General features: G+C 67.0%; 31 protein-coding genes, 1 tRNA gene and 1 riboswitch. Of the genes, 18 read left to right on the forward strand and 14 right to left on the reverse strand.

The features are described 5' to 3' along the window. Positions 1-31 precede the first annotated feature (31 nt). Positions 32-979, reverse strand: a complete 948-nt coding sequence (ispH, locus tag ACP69Z_RS07140; RefSeq protein ID WP_426268062.1) for a 4-hydroxy-3-methylbut-2-enyl diphosphate reductase — start codon at positions 977-979, stop codon at positions 32-34. A 59-nt stretch (positions 980-1,038) separates the two neighbouring features. Here ispH and ACP69Z_RS07145 point away from each other — a divergent pair, with 59 nt between their 5' ends. Beyond that, positions 1,039-1,680 carry a hypothetical protein gene (locus ACP69Z_RS07145; RefSeq protein WP_426266819.1) on the forward strand — a complete coding sequence of 214 codons (642 nt, stop codon included), beginning with the start codon at positions 1,039-1,041 and terminating at the stop codon, positions 1,678-1,680. Here ACP69Z_RS07145 and ACP69Z_RS07150 read toward each other — a convergent pair. Both ACP69Z_RS07150 and ACP69Z_RS07155 read right to left on the reverse strand, forming a co-directional pair. After that, positions 1,662-2,039 (reverse strand): hypothetical protein, encoded by a 378-nt coding sequence (locus ACP69Z_RS07150; RefSeq protein WP_426266820.1) that lies wholly within the window; start codon positions 2,037-2,039, stop codon positions 1,662-1,664. The two genes, ACP69Z_RS07145 and ACP69Z_RS07150, sit on opposite strands and share 19 nt — an antisense overlap. Further along, on the reverse strand, positions 2,036-3,298 hold the full coding sequence (locus ACP69Z_RS07155) for a vanadium-dependent haloperoxidase (protein WP_426266821.1): 1,263 nt from the start codon (positions 3,296-3,298) through the stop codon (positions 2,036-2,038). Before ACP69Z_RS07155 ends, ACP69Z_RS07150 begins: the two co-directional genes overlap by 4 nt. Before the next feature lie 152 nt (positions 3,299-3,450). Continuing rightward, a riboswitch (glycine riboswitch) is annotated at positions 3,451-3,542 on the forward strand. Positions 3,543-3,706: 164 nt separating this feature from the next. Here ACP69Z_RS07155 and gcvT point away from each other — a divergent pair. The 9 genes from gcvT to ACP69Z_RS07200 are packed head-to-tail and all read left to right on the forward strand — an operon-like array spanning position 3,707 to position 10,887. Beyond that, complete coding sequence (gene gcvT, locus ACP69Z_RS07160; RefSeq protein WP_426266822.1) at positions 3,707-4,825, forward strand: glycine cleavage system aminomethyltransferase GcvT; 1,119 nt, start codon at positions 3,707-3,709, stop codon at positions 4,823-4,825. Beyond that, positions 4,822-5,193 carry a glycine cleavage system protein GcvH gene (gene gcvH / locus ACP69Z_RS07165; protein WP_426266823.1) on the forward strand — a complete coding sequence of 124 codons (372 nt, stop codon included), beginning with the start codon at positions 4,822-4,824 and terminating at the stop codon, positions 5,191-5,193. Before gcvT ends, gcvH begins: the two co-directional genes overlap by 4 nt. Next, positions 5,190-5,597, forward strand: coding sequence for a hypothetical protein (locus ACP69Z_RS07170; protein ID WP_426266824.1), 408 nt, complete (start codon positions 5,190-5,192; stop codon positions 5,595-5,597). The genes gcvH and ACP69Z_RS07170 overlap by 4 nt, the downstream gene beginning before the upstream one ends. Next, positions 5,594-6,340, forward strand: coding sequence for a class I SAM-dependent methyltransferase (locus ACP69Z_RS07175; RefSeq protein ID WP_426266825.1), 747 nt, complete (start codon positions 5,594-5,596; stop codon positions 6,338-6,340). Before ACP69Z_RS07170 ends, ACP69Z_RS07175 begins: the two co-directional genes overlap by 4 nt. Continuing rightward, on the forward strand, positions 6,340-7,698 hold the full coding sequence (gene gcvPA / locus ACP69Z_RS07180) for an aminomethyl-transferring glycine dehydrogenase subunit GcvPA (protein ID WP_426266826.1): 1,359 nt from the start codon (positions 6,340-6,342) through the stop codon (positions 7,696-7,698). The genes ACP69Z_RS07175 and gcvPA overlap by 1 nt, the downstream gene beginning before the upstream one ends. Continuing rightward, on the forward strand, positions 7,695-9,311 hold the full coding sequence (gene gcvPB / locus ACP69Z_RS07185; protein ID WP_426266827.1) for an aminomethyl-transferring glycine dehydrogenase subunit GcvPB: 1,617 nt from the start codon (positions 7,695-7,697) through the stop codon (positions 9,309-9,311). Before gcvPA ends, gcvPB begins: the two co-directional genes overlap by 4 nt. Before the next feature lie 23 nt (positions 9,312-9,334). Continuing rightward, positions 9,335-9,820 carry a hypothetical protein gene (locus tag ACP69Z_RS07190; RefSeq protein WP_426266828.1) on the forward strand — a complete coding sequence of 162 codons (486 nt, stop codon included), beginning with the start codon at positions 9,335-9,337 and terminating at the stop codon, positions 9,818-9,820. A 9-nt stretch (positions 9,821-9,829) separates the two neighbouring features. After that, positions 9,830-10,291, forward strand: a complete 462-nt coding sequence (locus tag ACP69Z_RS07195; protein WP_426266829.1) for an ABA4-like family protein — start codon at positions 9,830-9,832, stop codon at positions 10,289-10,291. Then, complete coding sequence (locus ACP69Z_RS07200) at positions 10,288-10,887, forward strand: DUF938 domain-containing protein (RefSeq protein ID WP_426266830.1); 600 nt, start codon at positions 10,288-10,290, stop codon at positions 10,885-10,887. The genes ACP69Z_RS07195 and ACP69Z_RS07200 overlap by 4 nt, the downstream gene beginning before the upstream one ends. Here the strand turns inward: ACP69Z_RS07200 and ACP69Z_RS07205 are convergent. Next, positions 10,856-11,452, reverse strand: a complete 597-nt coding sequence (locus ACP69Z_RS07205) for a phosphatase PAP2 family protein (protein WP_426266831.1) — start codon at positions 11,450-11,452, stop codon at positions 10,856-10,858. The two genes, ACP69Z_RS07200 and ACP69Z_RS07205, sit on opposite strands and share 32 nt — an antisense overlap. A gap of 71 nt (positions 11,453-11,523) precedes the next feature. Between ACP69Z_RS07205 and ACP69Z_RS07210 the strand changes: the two genes are divergently transcribed. After that, on the forward strand, positions 11,524-11,940 hold the full coding sequence (locus tag ACP69Z_RS07210) for a PilZ domain-containing protein (RefSeq protein ID WP_426266832.1): 417 nt from the start codon (positions 11,524-11,526) through the stop codon (positions 11,938-11,940). A gap of 52 nt (positions 11,941-11,992) precedes the next feature. Here ACP69Z_RS07210 and ACP69Z_RS07215 read toward each other — a convergent pair whose 3' ends face one another. Then, a complete protein-coding gene (locus ACP69Z_RS07215; protein WP_426268063.1) occupies positions 11,993-12,622 on the reverse strand; it encodes a PilZ domain-containing protein in 630 nt (209 codons plus the stop codon). 197 nt (positions 12,623-12,819) lie between these two features. Between ACP69Z_RS07215 and ACP69Z_RS07220 the strand changes: the two genes are divergently transcribed. Beyond that, positions 12,820-13,830, forward strand: coding sequence for an aspartyl protease family protein (locus tag ACP69Z_RS07220; RefSeq protein WP_426266833.1), 1,011 nt, complete (start codon positions 12,820-12,822; stop codon positions 13,828-13,830). A 171-nt stretch (positions 13,831-14,001) separates the two neighbouring features. Here the strand turns inward: ACP69Z_RS07220 and ACP69Z_RS07225 are convergent. Beyond that, positions 14,002-14,074 (reverse strand) — tRNA-Lys (locus ACP69Z_RS07225). A 14-nt stretch (positions 14,075-14,088) separates the two neighbouring features. Beyond that, the gene (gene folK / locus ACP69Z_RS07230; RefSeq protein WP_426266834.1) at positions 14,089-14,580 is read right to left on the reverse strand and encodes a 2-amino-4-hydroxy-6-hydroxymethyldihydropteridine diphosphokinase; all 492 of its coding nucleotides are present in this window, start codon (positions 14,578-14,580) and stop codon (positions 14,089-14,091) included. Between the two features lie 23 nt (positions 14,581-14,603). Between folK and ACP69Z_RS07235 the strand changes: the two genes are divergently transcribed. The 3 genes from ACP69Z_RS07235 to ACP69Z_RS07245 all read left to right on the forward strand — a co-directional run bounded on the left by ACP69Z_RS07235 (position 14,604) and on the right by ACP69Z_RS07245 (position 16,915). Next, entirely contained in the window at positions 14,604-15,275 is a 672-nt protein-coding gene (locus ACP69Z_RS07235) for a uracil-DNA glycosylase (protein WP_426266835.1), read from the forward strand. Next, the gene (locus ACP69Z_RS07240; protein WP_426266836.1) at positions 15,268-15,759 is read left to right on the forward strand and encodes a GNAT family N-acetyltransferase; all 492 of its coding nucleotides are present in this window, start codon (positions 15,268-15,270) and stop codon (positions 15,757-15,759) included. Before ACP69Z_RS07235 ends, ACP69Z_RS07240 begins: the two co-directional genes overlap by 8 nt. Before the next feature lie 85 nt (positions 15,760-15,844). Next, entirely contained in the window at positions 15,845-16,915 is a 1,071-nt protein-coding gene (locus ACP69Z_RS07245) for an AI-2E family transporter (protein WP_426266837.1), read from the forward strand. A gap of 109 nt (positions 16,916-17,024) precedes the next feature. Here ACP69Z_RS07245 and aguB read toward each other — a convergent pair whose 3' ends face one another. The 3 genes from aguB to rpsD form a co-directional block, all read right to left on the reverse strand. Next, complete coding sequence (gene aguB / locus ACP69Z_RS07250; RefSeq protein WP_426266838.1) at positions 17,025-17,876, reverse strand: N-carbamoylputrescine amidase; 852 nt, start codon at positions 17,874-17,876, stop codon at positions 17,025-17,027. A gap of 7 nt (positions 17,877-17,883) precedes the next feature. Beyond that, entirely contained in the window at positions 17,884-18,864 is a 981-nt protein-coding gene (locus ACP69Z_RS07255; protein ID WP_426266839.1) for an agmatine deiminase family protein, read from the reverse strand. 88 nt (positions 18,865-18,952) lie between these two features. Further along, the gene (gene rpsD, locus ACP69Z_RS07260; protein WP_426266840.1) at positions 18,953-19,567 is read right to left on the reverse strand and encodes a 30S ribosomal protein S4; all 615 of its coding nucleotides are present in this window, start codon (positions 19,565-19,567) and stop codon (positions 18,953-18,955) included. Positions 19,568-19,729: 162 nt separating this feature from the next. Here rpsD and ACP69Z_RS07265 point away from each other — a divergent pair, with 162 nt between their 5' ends. After that, complete coding sequence (locus ACP69Z_RS07265; RefSeq protein ID WP_426266841.1) at positions 19,730-20,038, forward strand: chorismate mutase; 309 nt, start codon at positions 19,730-19,732, stop codon at positions 20,036-20,038. Here the strand turns inward: ACP69Z_RS07265 and ACP69Z_RS07270 are convergent. Genes ACP69Z_RS07270 through rpiB form a run of 4 tightly spaced genes read right to left on the reverse strand, consistent with a single transcriptional unit; the run spans position 20,002 to position 22,964 of the window. Continuing rightward, positions 20,002-20,751 carry an RNA methyltransferase gene (locus ACP69Z_RS07270; protein WP_426268064.1) on the reverse strand — a complete coding sequence of 250 codons (750 nt, stop codon included), beginning with the start codon at positions 20,749-20,751 and terminating at the stop codon, positions 20,002-20,004. The two genes, ACP69Z_RS07265 and ACP69Z_RS07270, sit on opposite strands and share 37 nt — an antisense overlap. Next, entirely contained in the window at positions 20,742-21,212 is a 471-nt protein-coding gene (nrdR, locus tag ACP69Z_RS07275) for a transcriptional regulator NrdR (protein WP_426266842.1), read from the reverse strand. Before nrdR ends, ACP69Z_RS07270 begins: the two co-directional genes overlap by 10 nt. Before the next feature lies 1 nt (position 21,213). After that, complete coding sequence (glyA, locus tag ACP69Z_RS07280) at positions 21,214-22,521, reverse strand: serine hydroxymethyltransferase (RefSeq protein WP_426266843.1); 1,308 nt, start codon at positions 22,519-22,521, stop codon at positions 21,214-21,216. Positions 22,522-22,523: 2 nt separating this feature from the next. Next, positions 22,524-22,964 (reverse strand): ribose 5-phosphate isomerase B, encoded by a 441-nt coding sequence (gene rpiB, locus ACP69Z_RS07285; protein WP_426266844.1) that lies wholly within the window; start codon positions 22,962-22,964, stop codon positions 22,524-22,526. A gap of 46 nt (positions 22,965-23,010) precedes the next feature. On the opposite strand from rpiB, the gene ACP69Z_RS07290 reads away from it, so the two are divergent. Then, positions 23,011-23,451 (forward strand): DUF3429 domain-containing protein, encoded by a 441-nt coding sequence (locus ACP69Z_RS07290; protein WP_426266845.1) that lies wholly within the window; start codon positions 23,011-23,013, stop codon positions 23,449-23,451. Between the two features lie 31 nt (positions 23,452-23,482). Beyond that, positions 23,483-24,265: a hypothetical protein gene (locus ACP69Z_RS07295; protein ID WP_426266846.1), complete on the forward strand. Its 783-nt coding sequence runs from the start codon at positions 23,483-23,485 to the stop codon at positions 24,263-24,265. Position 24,266 lies beyond the last annotated feature (1 nt).

The following is a 24,266-nucleotide window of genomic DNA, read 5'->3' on the forward strand; positions in this document are numbered from 1 at the left end:
GATGCGGGGGCGGCGGGGCGAAGACAAGCCCCTAGGCGACGAGTTCGCGCGGAAGCTTGAAGGTGAGGCCTTCGGGCACGTGGTCCTGCTCTTCCATGGTGAGCCGGAAGCGCTCTGACAGCGCCTCGATCACTTCCTCCACCAGCACTTCGGGCGCCGACGCGCCGGCGGTCAGGCCGACGACCTTGGGCGAACCCAGCCACTCCCAGTCGATCTCCACCGCGCGCTGGATCAGCCGCGCCGGCACGCCCTCGCGCTCGGCGACTTCGGCAAGGCGCAGCGAATTGGAGCTGTTGGGCGCGCCGATCACCAGCATCTTGTCGACCCGCTCTACCATCGCCTTGACCGCTGCCTGGCGGTTGGAGGTCGCATAGCAGATGTCCTCACCGCGCGGCGCCTTGATCGCCGGAAAGCGCCGGTGCAGCGCCGCGACGATCGCCGCCGTATCGTCGACCGACAGGGTAGTCTGGGTCAGGAAGGCGAGATTCTCGGGATCGGCGACCTCGATCAGCGGCACGTCGTCCTCGGTCTCGACCAGGGTCATCGACCCCGGCGGAACCTGACCGAACGTGCCGATCACTTCCGGATGCCCGGCATGGCCGATGAAAAGGATATGGCGCCCGGCCTCGATCAGGCGCTGGGCCTGGCGGTGGACCTTGCTGACCAGCGGGCAGGTGGCGTCGAGGTAATCGAGCCCGCGACCCTGCGCTTCGGCGGGCACCGTCTTGGGCACGCCGTGCGCGGAAAACACCACCGGCACGCCGTCCGGCACTTGGCTTACTTCCTTGACGAACACCGCGCCCATCGCCTTCAGCCGGTCGACCACATATTTGTTGTGAACGATCTCGTGCCGGACATAGACCGGCGCCCCGTAACGCTCGAGCGCGAGCTCGACGATGCGGATGGCGCGTTCCACGCCGGCGCAGAAGCCGCGCGGCGCGGCGATGATCAGGTGGAGGGGGCTGGCGCCGTCTTGCATGGCGGCCATGTAAGGCATCGCTTGCTTGGAAAGAAGGGGCTTCCTATGAGCCTTGCCCCATGATCATCTCGCGTCGTGCCGGCTCAGCCGCCCTCATCGCCCTGCTCCTCGCCGGCTGTGCCCGCGATGGCCAGATCGCCGATACCGGCGTCTATGTCACCCGCACGGGCTGCCCGCAGGTCGCCATTCCGGCGGCCACCGGCGACGTGACGCTGTTCGATCCGGCGACCAGCCGCGATGCGCGCGCGATCGACGTGGTGGCGACCATCACAAACCTCCGCTCCACCTGCACCGAGGACGCCGCCAACGTCGTCAGCACCGCGACCTTTGACGTGGTGGCAACCCGCCGCGATGCGGGCCAAGCACGCCAGGTCGTGCTGCCGTTCTTTGCGGTGGCGATGCAGGGCGGGACCAATGTCACCGCCAAGCGGATCGGCTCGGTGGCACTGAACTTCCCGGCCGGCTCGCTGCGTGCCCAGACCAACAGCCAGGCGACGGTGCGGGTGAGCCGCGCGTCCGTCACCCTTCCGCCGGAAATCCAGCGCGAGCTGACCCGCCAGCGCAAGCCGGGCGACGCGGACGCCGCCGTCGACCCGCTCTCGGACCCGACCGTCCGGGCCGCTGTGGCTCGCGCCTCGTACGAGCATCTGGTCGGCTTTCAGCTGACCACCGAGCAGCTCCGCTACAACGCGACCCGCTGATAGGCCGCGTTCGCTCGCCGGCTGATCAAGGCGGCGGCGAGCAGGGGCAGCACCACGCCGCCAACCGTCAGCCACCAAGGCGACGGGATGGCGAGCGCGGTCATCACCACGCCGAACAGCACCAGCGCCGCCGGAAACCACGCAGCGCCACTCCAGCGGGCAATGGTCGCGCCGACCAGCGCGCCGACGGCCGTGCCGATCGTCCAGGCAATTAGCACCCAGGCCATCATTGCAGGCGTCGCCTGTGCGGGGTCGGCCGGTGCGCCGGTCGCTTGATGGCCGATCGCCTCGATCCCCATGATGACGAGCACCGCCGCTGCCACACCGGCGAGCGTGCCGCCGATCCGCCGCACCATCATGACGCCGGCCTCACCTCGGCCGCGGGAAGCGGCTGAAGCACGCGCTCCAGCGCCAGCCGTGCGACCTCGCGGCCCATCGCGTCACCGGCCTCGTTGCTGAAGCGGTAGTGGACCCCGCCGAGCGTACGCGAATAGCTGACCTGGCTTGCCCATTCGTTCCAGTCGGGCAGCACTTGGATTGCGCTGTTGGGCAGCGACATCGATCCGACGCGAACCCCCCATGCGGGCGCCTTCCCGCCGCCGACCGCCGTCATCATCTCGGCCACGCCGCCCGCGAACAGGCAATGACCGCAGGGATATTCGGCATGATTCGGGGTGTTCATCAGCGGCAGCCAGCCGGGATCGGCGGTGGTGGCGGGATTATCATCCTTGTCCGCGTTGCGGATAGCGGTGATCGGCCGCCAGAAGGCGTAGTGTAGCTTGCCGTCCGACATGGCGATCTGCAGATCGTCGACCAGCATCCCATAGAGCGCGAACAAGCGGGCATTGTCGACCAGCCGGCGACCGTCCTGGTCCGCCACGGTCCGCAGCGCCGGCATTTCGGTGCTGGTGATCCGGTACCGCGCCATGAGGGTCTGGACCTTGGTCCGCTCGGTGCTGGTGCGTGACCCCAAGCGCCGCACTTCATCGAGGTCACGGGCATAACGCGCGCTGGTCAGCGCGGGCGGTGGCGCAGGACGCACCTCGTCCGCGCGTTTCAGCACCCAGGGGCGATAAGCGATGCTGTAGGGCGCGGTGGCGGGAAGGGCGGTGGGCACCCATTGGCCCGGCGTCACAGCCGGTCGATACGGGCTTTGCGCGATGGCGCTGTCGATGTCGGGCAACTTCAGCACCGCGGCCGCAGCCGCTTTTCCGAGCGCCACGCCGGCCTGCTTGGCCGGATTGTCGGCGACGCCCGCGAGCGCCAGCTCGTAATTCTCCTCGAGCTCGGTCTTGCGTGCGGCGGGATGCGCTTTCAGCACTTCGGTAGCGGCCGTCATCGCCGCGACCTGCTGGTCCGCGCTGGCCGCGCCCGGAGCGAGACCCACATAGCTGCGATAGCGATGATCGATCGCGTTCACCGCTTCGAACATCGCCAGCGCGACCTTGGTCATGGCATGATCATTCTCGCCGGTCAGCGACTGGGTGAGGCCCATTGTCGGCGGGGGCCCCTGCGGCAGCTGCTTCTGAGCAAAGTCCATCCATTCGCAGATCGTGTCGGCCCGGGCAGGCACGGCCGCGGACAGACCAAGCGTTGTGGCAAGCAGAAGATGTTTCATGTGCATCGACGTTTCCCCCTGAGGATGCTGGCCGCAGCTTAACACGGATCAAGCTCGTCCCCACGTGGATTCTTGCGCCTGGCCCAAAGCCGCGTTGACAGGGGCGGGGGTCTCCCTAGAGCCGGTGGCAGCCAGTCCGGCGGCAACGCCGGGCGACTCGCGCGGGAGAGGCCCTGGCTCGACCAGGGCGCCGAAGGAGCAACCGCCCCCGGAATCTCTCAGGCAAAAGGACCGCGCGTGGTCGAAGGTCGTCTGGAAAGTGCCATGGCCGTCAGGTCCTGGCCGCCGAAGGGGTAACCTCGCGCTTGCGGGGGAAAGCTCTCAGGCACCAAGGGACAGACGGGGGTTCGCTTGGGCTTCGTGGCCGCCTTTACCGGTGGGCCAGGGGGCGCGAACCTTCAGGAGTTCATGTCCGTGGCCGACGTCCTCGATCTTCCCCTCAGCACTCTGCCCCTCGATGCCTGGCACCGTGCCCGCGGCGGCCGGATGGTGCCGTTCGCCGGCTACCATATGCCGGTCCAATACGAAGGCATCATCGCCGAGCATCGCTGGACGCGGACCCACGCCGGGCTGTTCGACGTCAGCCACATGGGCCAATTGCTCGTGCCGCTCGACCAAGCCGAAGCGCTGGAGCGCCTGCTTCCCGCCGACCTCCTCGCGATGAAGGACAGCCGGCCCAAGTACAGCCTGCTGCTGAACAACACCGGCGGCATTCTCGACGACCTGATGATCACCCGCCGCGCGGACGGCTGGTACATCGTCGTCAACGGCGCGACCAAGATCGGCGACATGGCCGTGCTGGAAGCGGCCGGTGTGCCCTTCACTTATCTCGCGACCCAGGCGCTGCTCGCGCTGCAAGGACCGCAAGCCGTGGACGTCATCGCCGCCCACGCGCCGGGCGTCGCCGAGCTGTCCTTCATGCAGGCTGGCAGCTTCGACCTTGCCGGGAGCCAGGCGTGGATCAGCCGCTCGGGCTACACAGGCGAGGACGGGGTCGAAATCTCGCTCCCCGCCGATGCCGCCGAACGACTCGCCGACCTCCTTCTCGCCGATGAGCGGGTGCGTCCGATCGGTCTCGGCGCGCGCGACTCGCTGCGCCTCGAAGCCGGGCTGCCGCTCTACGGCCACGATCTCGACGAGCAGACCACGCCGATCATGGCCGACCTCCTGTTCGCGGTGAACAAGCGCCGCCGCAGCGACGGCGGCTTCGCCGGTGCGGCCCGCATCCTCGCCGAACTCGAACAAGGCGCGGTGCAGAAGCGCGTCGCCTTCACCGTCGAAGGCCGCCAGCCGGTCCGCGAAGGCGGCCGCATCCTCGACGCCGAGGGCAATGAAGTCGGCCGCGTTACCAGCGGCGGCTTCTCGCCCAGCCTCGAGGCGCCGATTGGGATGGGCTTCGTCGCCGCCGCGCTCAGCCAGCCGGGCACCACCCTCACGCTCGAACAACGCGGCAAGCTGTTCACGGCGACCGTCGCCGCCATGCCGCTCGTGCCGCACCGCTATCATCGCAAGGGGACCAACCAGTGAGCATTCATTTCACCAAGGAACATGAGTGGATCCGCGTCGAAGGCGACACCGCCACCGTCGGGATCACCAACCATGCCCAGCATCAGCTCGGCGACATCGTGTTCGCCGAAGCGCCCGAAGCCGGGAAGACGCTCGACAAGGGCGGCGAAGCGGCGGTGGTTGAATCGGTCAAGGCCGCCAGCGACGTCTACGCCCCCGCCTCGGGCGAAGTGCTCGAAGCCAATCCGGCGATCGCCGACGATCCTTCGATCATCAACAGCGATCCCGAAGGCGAAGGCTGGTTCTTCAAGCTCCGCCTTGCCGATCCGGCCGAACTCGACGGCTTGATGGACGAAGCCGCCTACAGGGCCTGGGTCGAAACCCTTTGATTCTGCTTGCGCTTCTTGCGTCGGCGGCGCCGGCCGAGCTGCCGGCACCGGCCAAGCCGCCCGCTTACTCGATTCGCGAGGTGTGGCAGCATCACGCGGCGCTCGACGGGCAGCTGATCCGGGTTCGCGGTGTTGTCACCAACTGCCGTCCCCTCGGCTGCAGCTTGCGCGAGCATGGCGGAAAGGGAGCCCGCGACATTGCGATCGGGACGTCGTTGATTTTCGATCGTCGGGTCCAGTCGCGACTGGGTGAACTAATCACGGTTGACGGCCGCTTTGATCCAACCTGCCTTCACCGCGATGCCGACCGCGAATTCCCGCATGGCCCGGCCAGCGAGGATATCGTCGTCTGCACCGATCGCGCCAGCATGTTGCACAGCCCGAGGCTCGTTTCGAACCGGTGATCGATGCGCCCGCCTCGACCTCAAGCTGGGATGCGGCGGACTATGCCCGCGTGGGCGGCTTCGTGCCTGCGCTGGGCGCCGCCGCACTGGACTTGCTCGCGCCGCAGCCCGGCGAGACGATCCTCGACGTCGGCTGCGGCGATGGGACGCTGACGCTGCGGATCAAGGAAGCGGGCGCCGAGGTGGTCGGTATCGACAACAGCCTGTCGATGATCGGTGCCGCGCGGGCCAAGGGGCTCGACGCCCGGCTGATGGACGCGGCCGACCTCAAATTCGCCGAAGCGTTCGACGCCGCTTTCTCCAACGCCACCCTGCACTGGGTGCTGGCCAAGGAACGCGCCGCCCGCGCCATCTGGTTCGCGCTTAAGCCCGGTGGCCGCTTCGTCGGCGAAATGGGCGGTGACGGCAATCTCGCCGCGCTTCGCCGTCACCTCGACGACGAGCTGGTCGAACGCGGCTTCGGCCCGCCGACCTATGCCGCCAACTGGTATCCGACCCCCGACGAGTTCGCTGCGCTTTACGAAAGCGTCGGCTTCCGCAACGTCGATGCCGAGCTGATCGAGCGACCGACCCCACTCGATCACGGCGTCGAAGGCTGGGTCCTCGCCTTCCGCAAGGGCTGGCTCGACCGCGCCGGGGTGCCGGACGACCAGCGTCCCGCCATCGCCGCCGCCGTCGCCCGCCGCCACGGCTCCGCAATCGCCGATTACATCCGCCTCCGCTTCACCATGGACAAGCCCTGATGCGCTATCTTCCCCTTTCCGACACCGACCGCACCGAGATGCTCGCCACCATCGGCGCGGCAAATATCGACGAGCTGTTCCGCGACGTGCCGGAAGAAGCGCGGCTCGATGGCGCGATCCACGGCCTTCCGCTGCACGCCTCCGAACTGTCGGTGGAGCGTCAGCTGACCGCGCTCGCTCGCAAGAACCTGCCCGCGTCCGACGCGCCCTTCTTCCTCGGCTGCGGCGCCTACAAGCACCACATTCCCGCCAGCGTCGATCACCTGATCCAGCGCGGCGAGTTCCTGACCGCTTACACGCCCTATCAGCCGGAGATCGCGCAGGGCACGCTGCAGGTGCTGTTCGAATTCCAGAGCCAGGTCGCGCGGCTCTACGGCTGCGAAGTCGCCAACGCCTCGATGTACGACGGCTCGACCGCCTGCTGGGAAGCGATCGGCATGGCTCGCCGTATCACCCGCAAGGCCAAGACCCTTATCTCCTCGGGCCTCCACCCGCATTATGTCGGCGTCTGCAGGACGATGGCCAAGTTCACCGGCGACACGCTGGAAACCGCCGCGCCGACGCTGACCGCCGAGACCGACGTCGCCGGGCTGGCCGATCGCATCGACGGCGAAACCAGCGCGGTGGTGGTGCAATATCCCGACATCCTCGGCCGGGTCACCGACCTCCAGCCCATCGCCGACGCCGCCCACGCCAAGGGCGCGCTGCTGATCGCGGTGGTGACCGAGCCGGTGGCCCTCGGCCTGCTCAAGTCTCCGGGCGAAATGGGCGCCGACATCGTGGTTGGCGAAGGCCAGTCGATCGGCGTCGGCCTCAATTTCGGCGGCCCCTACGTCGGCCTGTTCGCCTGCCGCGAAAAGCATATCCGCCAGATGCCCGGCCGCATCGCGGGCGAGACCATCGACGCCGACGGCAAGCGCGGCTTCGTGCTCACCCTCTCCACCCGCGAGCAGCACATCCGCCGCGAAAAGGCGACCAGCAACATCTGCACCAACTCCGGCCTGTGCGCGCTGGCCTTCTCGATCCACATGACCCTGCTCGGCGAAAAGGGGCTTCGGCAGCTGGCCACGCTCAACCGCGCCCGCGCCCGCGCCGCCGCCGACAAGCTCGCCGCCATCCCCGGCGTGCGGCTGGTCAACGACCTGTTCTTTAATGAATTCACCCTCGAGCTTCCGGTGGAGGCCCGGCCCGCCGTCCACCGCATGGTCGAACAAGGGGTGCTTGGCGGGGTGTCGCTCGGCCGGCTTTATCCGGACGAAGCGCAGCTTGGGAAAGGGCTGGTGGTGGCGGTCACCGAAACCGCGACGGACGAGGATATCGACGCGCTGGCCAAGGCGCTGACGGAGGCAGTCAAGTGACCATCAACCAGAGCGGCTGGAAGCCATCGAGCCCGGTGCAGGGCGCCACCGACACCGGCACCGTGACCGGCAACCGCGCGCTGATGCTTGAGGAAGCATTGATCTTCGAGATCGGCGACACCGACACCACCGGCGTCGACATCGACGTGCCCGAGCAGCGCGACAGCGGCCTCGGCACCCTGCTGCGCTCCGCCCCAATCGGCCTGCCCGGCCTGACCGAGCCCGAGACGGTGCGCCATTACACCCGCCTCAGCCGCCAGAACTATGCCATCGACCTTGGCCTGTTCCCGCTCGGCTCGTGCACCATGAAGCACAACCCGCGCCTCAACGAGAAGATCGCCCGGCTGCCGGGCTTCGCCGACATCCACCCGCTCGCGCCCCGCGAAACAGTGGCGGGCGCGCTCGAACTCATCAACACGCTCGCCTTCTGGCTGATCGACCTCACCGGCATGCACGGCGTGGCGATGAGCCCCAAGGCCGGCGCCCACGGCGAACTGTGCGGTCTGCTCTGCATTCGTACCGCGCTCGAAGCCCGCGGTGACGCGCGGCAGGTGGTGCTGGTGCCCGAAAGCGCCCACGGAACCAACCCCGCCACCGCCGCCTTCTGCGGCTATCGGGTCGAGAACATCCCCGCCACCGCCGCCGGCCGGGTCGACCTCGACGCGCTGAAAGCCCGCCTCGGACCCGACGTCGCCGCGGTGATGATCACCAATCCCAACACCTGCGGCCTGTTCGAGCCCGACATGAAGGCGATCAGCGACGCGGTCCACGCCGCTGGCGGGTTCGTCTATTGCGACGGCGCGAACTTCAACGCCATCGTCGGCAAGGTCCGCCCGGGCGACCTTGGCGTCGACGCCATGCACATCAACCTCCACAAGACCTTTTCGACGCCCCACGGCGGCGGCGGTCCGGGCTCGGGTCCGGTGGTGCTGTCGGAGGCGCTCTCGCCGTTCGGTCCGCTGCCCTACACCGCCAAAACGGCGGACGGCGTCGTCCACCTGATCGAGGAAGAGCAGGCCGACGCCTTCTCGGCCGAGCATTTCGGCGGCAAGATGCAGAGCTTCGGCCGGATGACCGCCTTTCACGGCCAGATGGGCATGTTCACGCGGGCCTTGAGCTACATCCTCAGCCACGGCGCCGATGGCCTCAAGCAGGTCGCAGAGGATGCGGTGCTCAACGCCAACTATATCCTGCGTAGCCTGGAAGACGTGCTCGACGCGCCCTTCGCCCACTCGGGCCCGTGCATGCACGAAGCCTTGTTCAGCGATAAGGGCTTTGCCGACGGCGTCTCGACCCTCGATCTCGCCAAGGCGCTGATCGACGAGGGCTTCCACCCAATGACAATGTATTTCCCGCTGGTCGTTCATGGCGCGATGCTGGTCGAGCCCACTGAAACCGAAAGCAAGGCGGCGCTCGATCAGTTCATCATGGCGCTGCGCTCGGTCGCGGAGCGGGCGCGGGCAGGGGACGAAAGCCTCAAGAGCGCGCCCCACTACGCGCCCCGCCGCCGCCTCGACGAGACGCTTGCGGCGCGCAAGCCCGTGGTCGCGTGGAAGGAGCCGGTTCCGGCCGCCGCCGAAGCACCGACCCCGAGCGAGATCGGCGACCGCTGATCGCCTGGGACCCGAACGGCCTGGTGACCAACGTCGCCGGGCCGCTCCTCACCCTCGCGCTGGTGCTCGCCCTGCGGTTGCGGCGGCGCCATCCCGAACGCCCGCTCAGCCGCCGCTTCCTGTGGCTCGCACCGTCGCTCTACCTCGCGGTGATCGCGTTCGCGCTGTCGCGGCACCCGCCGGGTGCCAAGGGCCTGCTGTTGCTCGGAACCGGGCTGCTGGTCGGGGCGGCCGCCGGCTGGTGGCGGGGGCGCTTGTTCATTCTGCGCTTCGATGAAGTCAGCGGGGAAGTGCTTCTGCGCCGCTCCCGCTGGGCCGTGACCATGCTCGTCAGCCTGGTCGCGCTGCGCTTCCTCGCCAACCTGTGGATCGGCCCCGGCGCGCCCGAAAGCGTAACCCTCAACCTTACCGACTTCGCCCTTGGCACGATATTCGGGCTGATCGCCGTCACCCGGCTTGAGATCGCGCTGCGCGCCCGCGCCTTGCTGGCAGCGGCGGGACGGCGCTAGGACCAGCGGATGCTCTGGCAAACGCTCTTCAGCTTCACCAATCTCGTCGCGCTCATCGCTTGGGCGCTGCTACTCTTCGCGCCGCGCCGGCCGCTGACCTATTCAGCGATCCTTTACGCCGGCGTTGGCCTTCTCTGCCTTACCTACGCCGTGCTGCTGGTCTTGCTGATTGGCAAGGTCGTCGATCCGGTGGCCCTCCCGGGCGCGGCGCCGTTCGACATCTCGGACTACAGCATCGGCGGGCTGCGCAAGCTGTTCCTGACCGACGCCGGGGTGGTCGTCGGCTGGACCCATTATCTTGCCTTCGACCTGTTCGTCGGCCTGTGGATCAGCCGCGACGCGGATAACAAGGGCTTCTCGCGATTGGCGCAGGCGCCGATCCTTGTCCTCACCTATCTCGCCGGCCCGCTTGGGCTCGTGATTTGGCTCGCCATTCGCGAACGCCGCGCTCGCGCTGCTGCACGCTCGTGAAGCACAGCAGCCCCGCAGCGCTCCGCAATCGCGACCCGATCCTAGGGGTTCTGCGCGACTGGCTGCCTGCCTCGGGCGAGGTGCTGGAGATCGCCGCCGGCACCGGCGAGCACGCCCTCCACTTCGCCGCAGCGTTTCCCGACCTGGCCTGGCAGCCGAGCGATCCCGCTTCGGATGCGCGCGCCTCGATCGACGCCTACCGCGAGGAGGAAGGTACGCCCAACCTCAAGCCTGCGCTGCATCTCGACGTCACGGCGGAGCACTGGCCGATCGCTCGCGCCGACGCGGTGCTCGCCGTCAACCTCGTCCACATTTCGCCGCCTGAAGCCAGCACGGGCCTGCTCGCTGGCTCCGCGCGGCTGCTGCAGCCCGGCGCACCGCTGATCCTCTACGGACCCTGGCGGGTGGAGGGCGAGCTGCTCGTCTATTCCAACCACGCGTTCGACGAGAAGTTGAAGGAACGCGATCCGCGCTTCGGCCTGCGCGAACTCACCGCCTTTGCCGCCGAGGCCCGTGCCGCTGGGTTCGACCTTGCCGAGCGGCGGGACATGCCTGCCAACAACCTCATGCTTCGCTTCGAGCGTCGCGCCGATTGAGCCACCACCAGGCGAGCAAGGTCACGCTCGCCCCGAAGATCCATCCGGCTAGGACATCGCTCGGCCAATGCACGCCCAGCACCGGCCGGGTCGTCCCCATCGCCAATGACGCTGTGACCGCCGCCACCACTGCCGGCCGCCGCCAGTGCTCAGGCGCCACGAACAGCGCCAGCGCCAGAAAGGTCGCCATGCTGTTGCTGGCATGACCGCTTGGAAAGCTTTGGGAATGGACCACCACCGGATGCGGATCGAGGCTCGGCCGCGCCCGGTCGACCACCAGCTTGAGGATCTCCACTCCGGCTCGCGTGCCCAGCACCGCCGCCAGCAGTGCTGCTGCCCGCGCACGCTTGCGCCGCCACCACAGCCACCCTGCGCCCAGCGCGGTCATGCTCAGCAGGGCAGGGGCGCTGCCGAGGTGAGTATAGAGGATGATGATCCCCTCGGCCTGGGGATTGAGGGCCCGCCACAACGCGCCCTCGCGGATCGCGGCGACGTCGAGCGGGTAGGTCGACCCGCCGATCCATTCGAGGAACAGGAAAACGCCAATGGCCGCAGCCAAGAGCACGAAAGGCAAGAAGCGATGGCGGGCGATCACGCTAAATGAAATTTTTACCCCCGACCGTTAGTTCCGGCAGCATGGACGAAAGCAGTCAGGTTCAGAATCGCCGTCAGCGCCGTTCCAACGTGCTCCTGACCGCCATGATCGAGATGGCGGCCGGGCGAACGCTGGACGTGAAGCTGCGCAACCTGTCCGCCGAAGGAGCCCTGATCGAGAGCGAAGGGCTGCCGCACGAAGGCTCGGAGATCCGCTTCCGCAAGGGGGATCTCAGCGTCGCGGGCAAGATCGTCTGGGTCAGCAATAAGCGCGCCGGAATCCACTTCCACGCGCCGCTGACGCCCGAAGCGCTGCTTCGCCACGTGCCGACGCCGCGCCCGCGGATCATCCCGGCCTTCCGCCGCCCCGGCTTGGTCTCCAAACCGATGACCAGCAGCGAGCGCAGCCTGGAACAGGCTTGGGGCGTCGCCAAGGCACCGAATCCACTAGGCAAGTAAAGAACGGCCGGGCACGCTGCCGCCCGCCTGATAGGTTCAGATCGTCAAAGGGTCAGGCGGCGTTGCGCGTTCCGCTGCGCGCCTTCAGCCAGTCGATCAGCGAGGGCAGGGGCAGCAGTCGGTTGAAGGTGATCCCCGCGCACCCCTCGGAGGTCCAGCGCACCACCCCCGGCTGCGGCGGAAGGCCCGGCAGGCTCACCACCACCTCTGCATTGCGCGCGAAGTTCGCGGCGGTCTCGACCTTGATCCCACCCTGGCTGATATCGCACGCCCGCGCCCGGACGATATTGGCCCCGTCGCGAAGGGTGCAGAAGGACGACGTCTCGATCCGCGGCATGCGCGGGCGCGGCCCGTCCTCGCTCTGGCTGAGCATGGCGATGACATCGATCGGTTTGTCGAACACCAGGCCGACATTGGGGCTCTGCACCCAGGCAACCTTGCCTTTCAGCGGCTGGCCGCACTTCAGCTCCACCGTCAGCTCGCCGCCAAGGCGCAGGCTTTCGCTATAAAGCCGAAGCATCGCTCCGCCGGCCGAGATGTTCTTGATCAGGCACAGCTCGCGCCGTCCGTCGACCACCATGGTGCCGACTCGGAACAGAGTGAGGTGGCGCTCACCCACGCGGCGATCATCGAGCGCCGGCGCGCGATCGCTCAAGGAGTAAAGGGTCGTCTCGACGGGCATCTCATCCACTTTATAGCTCCTGGACGCCGCAAGCCGTCACACGGCCGTCAAATCCCACGCTTTTTCCTAAGGCCGTGGAAGTTACCATCTGGTTGCGCTTTGTTCTGAGACGGAAGCGAGCTGACGAAATCGCGCCGCTTCCCCGCCGGCCGCACAAAGTTTATTCTCCGCCAATCGGCCCTTCTGGAGAATGGCTCATGATCCTTGCGCTGACCGCCGCTGCCGGCCTTGCCGCCACCCCCGTCGTTTCGCCGCCCGCCGCCGACAGCACACCGCTCACCCGGCTCGAAGCGACCAACGCGCCGACCACCGAGGGCACGAGCGACAGCGAGAAGCTGCCGCTCGACCCGCTGCCCGACCTTCGCCTGACGGTGAACATCGCGGTGGGCACGCAAGGACCGTTCCGCTTTCTGGTCGATACCGCCGCCGATCGCAGCGCCGTGTCGCGCCAGATGGCCGCGCGGCTGAACCTCCCCGCCGGCCGCGATGCCATTCTCCACAGCGTCAGCGGCGTGAGCCGGGTCAACACCGCGGCCGTCCGCGGCATGCAGGTCGCGACCCGCACCTTGCCGGACGTCAACGCCCCTCTGCTCGATGCCGCTCACGTCGGCGCCGACGGCATCCTCGGCACCGACGTGCTCCGCTCGGCAATGGTCCGCTTCGACTTTCGCGAGCGCCAATTGTCGATCCTGCCGTCGAGCAAGGCGCGCCGGCAGCCGAAGGACCCCGACGCCATCGTGGTCGAAGCGCGTCGCCGTTCGGGCAGGCTGATCGTCACCGAAGCCGAGCTCGATGGCCAGAGGCTGACGGTGGTGCTCGACACCGGCAGCGAGATGTCGGTCGGCAATGCGGCGCTTCGCCGTGCGCTGGAAAAGCGCCGCCAGCTCAGCGCGGAAACCCCCGTGCTGCTCGGCTCGGTCACTGGCAAGACCATGCCGGCCAGTTTCATGATCACCCGCAAGCTCGATGTCGGCGGCGTTACCCTGCTCGGCCTCGGTATCGCCTTCGCCGATGTCCACACCTTCCGCGCCATCGGCATCGACGAGCGCCCTGCGCTGCTGCTGGGCATGAACGCGCTGCAGGCGTTCGAAAGCCTCACCATCGACATGCGCGCCAAGAAGCTGCGCTTCGTCATGCCCGCGCCCGCAGGGCAGACCAGCCGCTATGCCGCTGCTGAGAGAGGAAAGGGCATCGCTAGTCTGCGGTGATGAGCCACCCGGGCACGAACCCCAAGCCATCGCTTGCCGATGGCGCTCACCAAAGACGCAGCTGGTTCGAAACCAGCAAAAGGCGTGAGCCGTGCTGGGCTCGAACCCCAAGCCATCGCTTGCCGATGGCGCTCAGACAAAAACGCAGCTGGTTCGATCCAGCAAAAGGCGTGAGCCGTGCTGGGCTCGAACCAGCGACCCGCTGATTAAAAGTCAGCTGCTCTACCGACTGAGCTAACGGCCCACGCGAGGGCGCACCTAGGGCTTCGCGCGGCGCTTGCCAAGCCGGGCGGCGAGATGGCGCGCGGTAAGGCGGCCGCGAAGCGGCCAGCGCGGGGCGATGGCGGCCAGCGGCAACAGCATGAACTCGCGGGTTTCGAGCGCGGGGTGAGGGACGGTCAGCCGCCGGTCCGACCAGCGTCCGCCGTCCCACGCGAGAATGTCGAGGTCGAGCACCCGCGCGCCCCAGCGCTTGCCCCCGCGACGGCCGAACGCCCGCTCCAATGCCTTCAGCGCATCCAGCATCGCTGGCGGCTCAAGACCGCTCTCGACGATCACCACCGCATTGGCGAAATCGCGTCCCGCCCCGCCACTCGCCGGGTTGAGCAGCAGCGGCGAAGCGTCGAACAACGAAAATGCGGCGTCGAGGTCGGCGATCGCCGCCTGCACCACGCCAGCCGGGCGGCCGTGGCGGCCGTGCGGGCGGTTGGAGCCGATCGCGACGGCATAAAGGTGCGTTTGCTCGGTCACGTGGCCTCGCCTATCGCCCCCTCATGCTGTTCGCCAGCCCCCCTGTTGTCTCCCCCGTGCCGCAGGCCGAAGCGCCGCGCGACTGCCCGCTGTGCCCGCGTCTCGTCGCCCTGCGCGAAGCCTGCCGCGCCGAACACCCCGATTGGTGGAACGCGCCGGTCCCGGCTTGGGGCGATCCCGGCGCCTGGCTGGCGGTGGTCGGCATGGCGCCGGGCAAGCATGGCGCCAACCGCACCGGCCGCCCCTTCACCGGCGACTTCGCCGGCGACCTGCTCTACGGCACCTTGCTCAAGTTCGGGCTCGCCACTGGCACCTACCGCGCTGATCCGTCCGACGATCTCCGCCTCTACGGTGTGCTGATCGTGAATGCGGTGAAATGCCTGCCCCCGCAGAACAAGCCCGAACCGATCGAGATCGCCACCTGCCGCCCTTACTTCGAAGCTGCGCTGGCCAGCCTCCCCTCTGTCCGAGTGGTCGTCGCTCTGGGCAAGATCGCGCATGACGCGGCGGCGCGGGCGATGGGGATGAAGCTTGCCCAGGCCAAGTTCGGCCATGGCAGCGAAGTCACCGCGCCGGACGGTCGCATCCTCCTCGGCACCTATCATTCCAGCCGCTACAACCAGAACACCCGCCGCCTGACGCCGCCGATGTTCGAGGCCGTGTTCGCCCGCGCGGTCGCGCTTCGCGATGGTTGAGGCCATCAGCACCGAGCGGCTGGTCCTTCGCCGCGCCAGGATCGAGGATGTCGCGGCGATGCACCGCATCATGCGCGATCCCCTCGCCATGCGATACTGGTCGACCTTGCCGCACGAGAGTATCGACACCACTGCCGACTGGGTCCGCAGCATGATCGACCCGCCGCCCGGCAGCGACGATTTCATTGTCACCCTCGACGGGCAGACGATCGGCAAGATCGGTGCCTGGCAGCTTCCCGACTTCGGCTATCTCCTCGATCCTGCGCAATGGGGACGGGGTTATGCGAGCGAGGCCCTTGCCGCCTTCCTTGCCCACCGCCGCCGCGAGGGTTCGGAGTTCCTCACCGCCGACACCGATCCGCGCAACACGGCAAGTATCCGCTTGCTTCAACGCCACGGCTTTGCCGAAACCGGACGGGCCGCGAAGACCTGGCTGATCGGCGGCGAGTGGTTCGACAGCATCTATTGGCGGCGGGACCTTTAGGAACGCCTCCACCCTTTCGCTTCCGCCTTCCGTTCGGACCCGGTTGCTCTATGAAAACGGGGAAAGTCGCTCGGGAAGGTCATCGATGCAGGAAGCCAGTCCGCTCAAGGAAGATAGCCGAGGCGGTTTTCTCCTGTTCCTGGTGCTGGTCACGCTGGCCCTCGGCTACATTGCCTGGCCCTTCGCTTCGGCGCTGCTGTGGGCGGTCGTGGCGGCGATCATGTTCCAGCCGCTCTATCGCTGGATGCTGGTGAGGACTGGCGGCCGCAATCGCGCGGCGATCGCGGCCCTCCTTGTCATCTTTGTCGCGATCATCGTGCCGGCGATCGCGATCGGCGACATCATCGTCCGGCAGGCGCTGCAGATCTACGAGGTGGTCAAGGCCGGGCAGTTCGACGCGGCCAGCTATTTCGAGCAGATCCAGGGCAGGCTGCCGACGCGGCTCAATCAAATCCTTGAAGGATCGGGCTATGGCAATTTCGCTGTCATCCAGGAGCGGGTCACGGCCGTCCTTCGCGACAGCCTGACCGTGATCGCAAGCCAGGCACTGAAGATCGGCGGCAACGCCTTTACGTCGCTGCTGGTGTTCGCGGTCGGGCTCTACGTGACCTACTTCCTGCTGCGCGATGGGGAGCGGATCGGCGCGATGGTGAAGGACACGCTTCCCCTCGACCGTCGGTCGGCCGATCACCTTGCCAGCAACTTCGTCGCCACCATCCGCGCGACCATCAAGGGATCGGTCGTGGTCGGGCTGGTGCAGGGCCTGCTCGGGACCATCACCTTCTGGATCGTCGGCTTTCCGTCCGCAGTGCTGCTCGGCGTGCTGATGGCGATCGTGTCGCTTCTTCCGGCGGTCGGGCCGGCGCTCGTGTGGGTGCCGATCGCAGCTTATCTGCTGCTGACCGGAAGCATCTGGCAGGGGATCGTGGTGATCGTCTCAGGCGCACTGGTGATCGGCATGGCCGACAACCTGCTGCGGCCTTTGCTGGTCGGGCGCGAGACTGGGATACCCGACTGGCTGGTTCTGGTCACCACCCTCGGCGGGATCGCTGCTTTCGGTCTCAGCGGGGTCGTTGTCGGACCGGTCGTTGCCGGCCTCTTCCTCGCTGGCTGGGCGCTTTATCGCGATGAACCGGTCGAGGAACTTGTAAAGTAGGTTTTCTCCCGCTCTACTAACCGCAAGGGTTCAAAGAAGCGATCTGGCTATGCAGGGAGAAGATTTGAAAAACCGCCGCCCTATGTGAACTTTGTGAACTTTGGGCGGCTCAGATGTCCTGCACCAGCCGCCCGTAAAGCTCCGGCCGGCGGTCACGGAAGAAGCCGAAGGCCGCACGATGGCGGCGCGCGGCGAAGAGGTCTAGCTCGGCCACCAGCACGCCCGTTTCGGTCGCGCCGAACTCCGCCATGAGGTCCCCGCGTTCGTCACAGATGAAGCTGTGGCCATAGAAGCGCTGCCCGCATTCGGTGCCGATGCGGTTCGAAGCGACCACCGGCACGACGTTACTGACCGCATGCCCGATCATCGCCCGCCGCCATAGCCGCGAGGTGTCTAGATCCGGATCATGCGGCTCGGTCCCGATCGCAGTCGGGTAGAACAGGATTTCCGCCCCCATCAGCATCATCGCGCGGGCAGTCTCCGGGTACCACTGGTCCCAGCAGATCCCGACGCCGAGCTTCTCGGCATCCGGCCCATCCCACACCTTGAACCCCGTGTTGCCCGGCCGGAAGTAGAACTTCTCCTCGTAGCCCGGGCCGTCGGGAATGTGGCTCTTGCGATAAACGCCCGCGACCTTTCCGTCGGGGTTCACCATCGCCAGGCTGTTGTAATGATGCGGCCCGTCGCGCTCGAAGAAGCTGGTCGGGATCCAGATGCCGAGCTCGTCGGCAAGCTTCTGCATCGCCAGCACGCTCGGATGCTTCTGGGTCGGCATGGCGGTGGCGAACAAGCCCTCGTCCTCGACCCGGCAGAAGTAAGGCCCCTCGAACAGCTCGGGCGGGAGAACCACCTGAGCACCTTTGCCGGCGGCTTCACGGACCAGCTCGGTGACTGCCGCGATATTGCTGTCCGTATCGCCTCCAAGCTCGAGCTGGAGGGCAGCGACTGTGATCTTGGTCATGGATGCCTCAGGCCGGGATCTGCTGGGAGATGCAGTGGAAGCTTCCGCCGCCGGTCAGGATGTGGTCGGCGCGCAGGCCCACTGCAAGGCGTCCGGGGAACAGCGCCTGCACCGCAGCGACGGCTGCCTCGTCGTTCGGGCTGCCATAGAGCGGCACCACGACGGCGGCGTTGCCGATCAGGAAGTTCATGTAGGAGGCCGGGATGATGTCGCCGTCCACCTCAATCCGGCCGGGCGAAGGCAGGCGAACAAGGTCGAGCCCCGCCGCCTCGATCCGCGCTGCGGCATCGGCATAGACATCGGCGTTGGGATCGTCCGCGGCCGGCTCCGGCAGCGCGACGCGGCCGCTGCCGACAAAGCGGGCGAGGTTGTCGACGTGGCCGTCGGTGTGGTCATTCGCCAGGCCCTCGCCGAGCCACAGCACCTTGGTTGCACCAAGGTCGCGGGCCAGGCGACTCTCGACCTCATCGCGGCTGAGGCCGGGGTTGCGGTTGGGGTTCAGGAGGCACTGCTCGGTCGTGACAAACAGTCCCGATCCGTCGCCATCGACCGCCCCGCCTTCGAGGATCCAGTCGGCCTTGGCGTAGGGCAGGCGGGCCGACCCGGCGAGTCGCTCGCCGATGCTGTCGTCGCCTTCGAGGTCGTATTTCCCGCCCCAACCGTTGAAGCCGAACCCCTGCGCCCGGCGCTCAGCGCCCGAGCCAAGCACGATCGGCCCCGTGTCGCGCAGCCAAATGTCGCCGAACGCCTGCTCGATCACGGTCGCGAACGGCGCCAGGCGGCGCGCTTCGGCAGCTGCCTCGGCATTGGCGGCGACGAGAATGATCTCCTCGCCCTGGCCCTCGGCATGCAGGGCGCGAGCGAGGGCGGCCACCTCTTCCTGCGCCGGCGCGAGATCCTCGACCCACAGTTCGGGATCGCTCGGAAAGCCGATCCACATAGCGGCGTGCGGAGCCCATTCGGGCGGCGGGAGCAGGGAGGAAGCCATAGGGCGAGCGCGTAGCAAAGAGGGGGGAAACGCAAAAGGGCGGCCCCGCAGGACCGCCCTTTCCGTATCGCGAAGGTCTGCTTGAGACTTAGCGCGAGTAGAATTCGATCACGAGGTTCGGTTCCATGCGGACCGGGTAAGGCACCTCGTCGAGGGTCGGCACGCGGGTGTAGGTCACCTTGGTGTTGCCGTCCGGGGTGACATATTCGGGAATGTCGCGCTCGGCCAGGCTCTGCGCTTCCATGACCAGCGCCATTTCCTGCGCCTTCGGACCGAGTTCGATCACGTCACCGACGTTGACGCGGCGGCTGGCGACGTTGCACTTCACGCCGTTGACGCGGATGTGGTTGTGACTGACCAGCTGGCGAGCAGCCCAGATCGTCGGCGCGAACTTGGCGCGGTAGACAATCATGTCGAGACGGCGCTCGAGCAGGCCGATGAGGTTCTGCGACGCGTCGCCCTTCATCTTGCTGGCTTCAAAGAAGGTCCGCTTGAACTGCTTCTCGGTGACGTCGCCGTAATAGCCCTTGAGCTTCTGCTTGGCGCGCAGCTGGATGCCGAAGTCCGACATCTTGCCCTTGCGGCGCTGGCCGTGCTGACCGGGACCATATTCGCGCTTGTTGACCGGGCTCTTCGGGCGACCGAAGACGTTCTCGCCCATGCGGCGGTCAAGCTTGTACTTGGCGCTGGTGCGCTTCGACATTGTATTTCCTTCAATTGCGTTTCTGTCGTGTTCCGGAACCGCGCTGCTGGTCTGACAGGTCAGGGCAGGGCCACCGCTTCACCGGAGTGCGGAGCCAATTGCGAAGGCGCGCCCCTAGGCGAAGGGGTTGCGAAGGTCAAGCCGGGAGGCCATGGCCGGAGCATGAGCGAACCCCTCGATCCCGAAGATTGCACCACCATGCCCGAGGTCCGCGCCGGCGTCGACGAGGTCGACCGGGCGATCGTCGACCTCTTGGCTCTTCGCTTCGGCTACATGGAAGCGGCAGCGCGGATCAAGCCGGGCCGCTCGGCGGTGCGCGACGAAGCGCGCAAGGCGCAGGTGCTGGCGAATGTGGACGCGGCTGCGGACGAAGCGGGGCTTGATCGCGGCCTGATCGCAAGTCTCTACGAGCAACTGATCGAGGCTTCGATCGCTCACGAGTTCGAGGAGTTCGACCGGATCCGCGGCTGAGCGATGGCGCGGATGATCCCGCGCACGGCCTTCACCTCGCGGCTCGACCAGCCCGGCTTGGTGAAGATGGTCCGGATGGTATAGCGCGTCGCCTGCATCCGCTCGGGCGGGTTGAAGTAATTCACTTGCGCCAGATAGCCGTCGAGATGCTCGATCAGCCCGTCGAGTTCGGCCTGCGGCGCGCGAGGCTCGACCTCGAAGCGGGTCGGCTGCACCAAGGTCGCGTGCCGTGACCATTCGTAAGCGAGCAGGATCACCGCTTGGGCGAGGTTGAGGCTGCCGAACTCGGGATTGATTGGGACGGTCACGATGTGGCTGGCGAGAACCACGTCATCGGTTTCCAGGCCCGAGCGCTCGGGACCAAAGAGGATGGCGGAGCGACCGGGTTGGCCGTGAATCGCTTGCGCCATCTCCTCGGGGCCGACCACTGGCGTCACGACGTCACGCTTGCGGACAGTTGAGGCGAACACCTGACTGCAGTCGGCGATCGCCTCCGCCACCGTGTCAAAGAGCTGTGCCCGTTCGAGCACGAGGTCGGCGCCACTCGCCGCAGGGCCTGCATCGGGATTCGGCCAGCCGTCGCGCGGCGCGACGATGCGCATTTCGGTGAGGCCAAAATTGAGCATCGCACGTGCCGCCTTGCCGATGTTCTGACCGAGTTGCGGGCGGACAAGGACGATGACCGGTGGCGGCGCGGCGCTGCTCACAGCAATTTGCCCGGCTCGGGCGGTTCGCCCACTTCCTCGGCAATTTCGGCGAAGTCGCTGGCTTCCGAGAAATCGCGATAGATGGAAGCGAAGCGGATGTAGGCGACGTGGTCGAGGGTCTTGAGCCCGGCCATCACCTTTTCGCCGATCTCCTCCGCCCGCACTTCGTCCCCGCGGGTCTCCAACTGGCGCTGGATGCCGGAGACAAGCCGCTCAATCTTCTCGGGACTGATGTCGCGCTTGGCGCTGGCGTGGCCGACCGCGCGGGCGAGCTTTGCCCTGTCAAAGGCTTCGCGGCGGCCATCCTTTTTGATGACCACGAGGTCGCGCAGTTGGATCCGCTCAAAGGTCGTGAAGCGCGCAGCACAGCCGTCGCACTGGCGGCGGCGGCGGATCGCGGCGCCGTCTTCCGACGACCGGCTGTCCTTCACCTGCGAACTGAGATCACCGCAAAAGGGACAGCGCATTTCAGTCCTGGTAGATCGGGAAACGCGCGCAAAGTGCCCGGACGCGCTCGTTCACCTGGGCTTCGACCGCATCATTGCCGTCGACACAGTTGGCCTTGAGGCCATCGAGCACGTCGGCGACCATGTCGGCGATCTCGCGGAACTCTGCTTCGCCGAAGCCGCGGGTGGTGCCGGCGGGCGAGCCGACGCGGATGCCGCTCGTCTTCAAGGGCGGCAGCGGGTCGAACGGGATGCCGTTCTTGTTGCAGGTGATCCCGGCGCGCTCGAGGCTTTCGTCGGCGTCCTTGCCGGTGATGCCGAGCGGGCGGAGGTCGACCAGCGCGAGGTGAGTGTCGGTGCCGCCGGCGACGAGGTCGGCGCCGCGCTCCTTGAGACGGACGGCAAGAGCCTGGGCATTGGCGATCACCGCGCGGGCGTAGGTCTTGAAATCGGGCTGCAGCGCTTCGCCGAAGGCGACCGCCTTGGCGGCGATCACGTGCATCAGCGGGCCACCCTGAAGGCCGGGGAACACCGCCGAATTGATCTTCTTCGCGATCGCTTCGTCGTCGGTCATCACCATGCCGCCGCGCGGACCGCGCAAGGTCTTGTGGGTGGTGGTGGTGACGACGTGCGCGTGGCCGAACGGCGAGGGGTGCGCGCCCGCGGCGACAAGACCGGCGAAATGGGCCATATCGACCATGAGGTAGGCGCCGACCTTGTCCGCGATCGCGCGGAAGCGGGCGAAGTCGAGGGTGCGCGGATAAGCCGAGCCGCCGGCAATGATGAGCTTCGGCTTATGCTCGAGCGCGAGCCGCTCGACCTCTTCGAAGTCGACCAGATGGTCTTCCTCACGCACGCCATACTGGACCGCATTGAACCACTTGCCCGACTGGGCCGGCGGGGCGCCGTGCGTAAGGTGGCCGCCGGCGGCGAGGCTCATGCCAAGGATGGTGTCGCCGGGCTGGAGCAGGGCAAGGAACACCGCGCCATTGGCCTGCGCGCCTGAGTGCGGCTGGACGTTGGCGAAGCCGCAGCCGAACAGTTGCTTGGCGCGATCGATGGCGAGCTGTTCGACCGCGTCGGATGGATGGCAACCCTGATAGTAGCGGCGGCCGGGATAGCCTTCGGCATATTTGTTGGTGAAGACCGAGCCCTGCGCCTCCAGAACGGCGCGGCTGACGATGTTCTCGGACGCGATCAGCTCGATCTGGGTCTGCTCACGTTGGAGCTCATCTCCGACAGCCGCGGCGACCGCGGGATCGGCCTCAGCAAGGGCGCGGGTGAAGAAGCCCTGCGGCTGGACTTCGTTCAGATTGGCGGCGGTGGCCATGGTCAGTCTCCGTTGGTCGCGGAAAGAAGGTCGACGCGGCCCTGGTGGCGCCCGCCGGCGAAATCGGTGTCGAGGAAGGCGGAAACGCAGGCTTTGGCAAGGTCGATGCCCGTCAGTCGAGCGCCGAGCGCAAGAACGTTGGCATCGTTATGCTCGCGGGCGAGAGCGGCCGACAGCGGTTCGTTGACAAGGGCGCAGCGGCAAGCTGGGTTGCGGTTGACCGCGATCGAAATTCCGACGCCCGAGCCGCAAATCGCAATACCGCGTGTCGCCTTGCCGGCTGCGACTGTCGCCGCCAGGAGGCTGCCGAACCGCGGATAGTCGACGCTCTCGGGCCCGTTGGTGCCAAGGTCGACGACCTGATGGCCAGCCTCGGCGAGCCAGTCGCGAAGCTGGTCCTTGAGCGCGAATCCGGCATGGTCGGCGGCGAGCGCGATGATCATGGGGCCATCTAGCGGAGGGTCTCGCGAAATGCCACCGTGCGGCGCCATGAAGACAAGAGTTCCGCGGCCCGCTCTGTTGCTCGGTTTTGCCGGCCTGATCCCGCCGGCCGGGCTGACGGCCGTGGCCCTGCTCGACCTCGGCCTGTTTGCGCCATCGACGCCAGGCTTCGTCCTGACCTACGCGGCGGTTATCCTGAGTTTCCTCGGCGGCACCTGGTGGGGCTTCGTCAGCCGCTCCGAGCGCCCGGGCTGGGGGCTGCTCGGAATCTCGGTCCTGCCGGCGCTGGCAGGCTGGGCTGCGATCTTCTCGTTCCAGCCGCCGGCAGCGCTGTTCGCGCTGGCGTTTGCCTTGCTCGCGGCACTTGCCGTCGACGCCTATCTCACCCAGCGGCGCCTGGCCCCACGCTGGTGGATGCGCCTGCGCTTGCCCCTTAGCCTCGGCCTCGCGCTCTGCTGTGGCCTGAGCGGATGGGCCCTGATACGCTGAGTGCAAGCAGGGCTGGACAAGGTGTTTTCGGGTGGTGTTGGCAAAAGGTAGGGGCGAGGTAGCTATCATTCTGACGGCAACGGTTTCGCCCAGCAACGCAATGCCGGGCTCGGCCAACAACGATGCCGAGACGCGGCGCAACGAATATCTGAACGCCTTGTCCCATTATCTTTCGCAGCCTGACGAGGTGATCCAGTCGGTTGTTATCCTCGAAAATAGTGGCGCCTCGGCGGCGCCGTTTCAGGCTCTTTATGAGGCGAGTGGATCGGGCAAGTCGTTCGCTTTCATCAACACCACTGCAGATTATGATCACACGCAGGGCAAAGGCTTCGGCGAGTTCCTGATGATCGATGCGGGGATGAAGCAGCTTTTCGATAAGGGCCTGATCTCGTCTGACACGACATTCTGGAAGGTGACAGGCCGCCACCATGTCATCAACATCGCAGACATGATCCGCACGGCGCCCAAGACTTACGATCTCTATTGCGACCTCCGCAACGTTCCCCTGATCGGGGAGCGGCTCGGAGGCAATAGATGGATGGACCTTCGCGTCTTGTCGTTCAGCCTTGCGGGCTATCAGCGCTTTTTCGAGGGGCGCTACGGCGACGGGTTTACCCTGGAAAAGCCGTTCTTCGAACGAGCCTATGCGGCATGGCGGCAAAGCCCTGAGGGAATTGTCCCGCGCTTCAGGATCCAGCCAATTCTCAGAGGAACGAACGGCCGAACCGGGGAAAGCTACTCCAGCCCGTCTTATTTGCGGAAGGAGCGATTGCGGACAACGGCGCGAAAGATTGCCCCCGCGCTGTGGCTATGAT

The sequence above is a fragment of the Sphingomonas sp. LHG3443-2 genome, assembly GCF_049896405.1.
In the GTDB taxonomy this organism is placed as follows: domain Bacteria; phylum Pseudomonadota; class Alphaproteobacteria; order Sphingomonadales; family Sphingomonadaceae; genus Sphingomicrobium.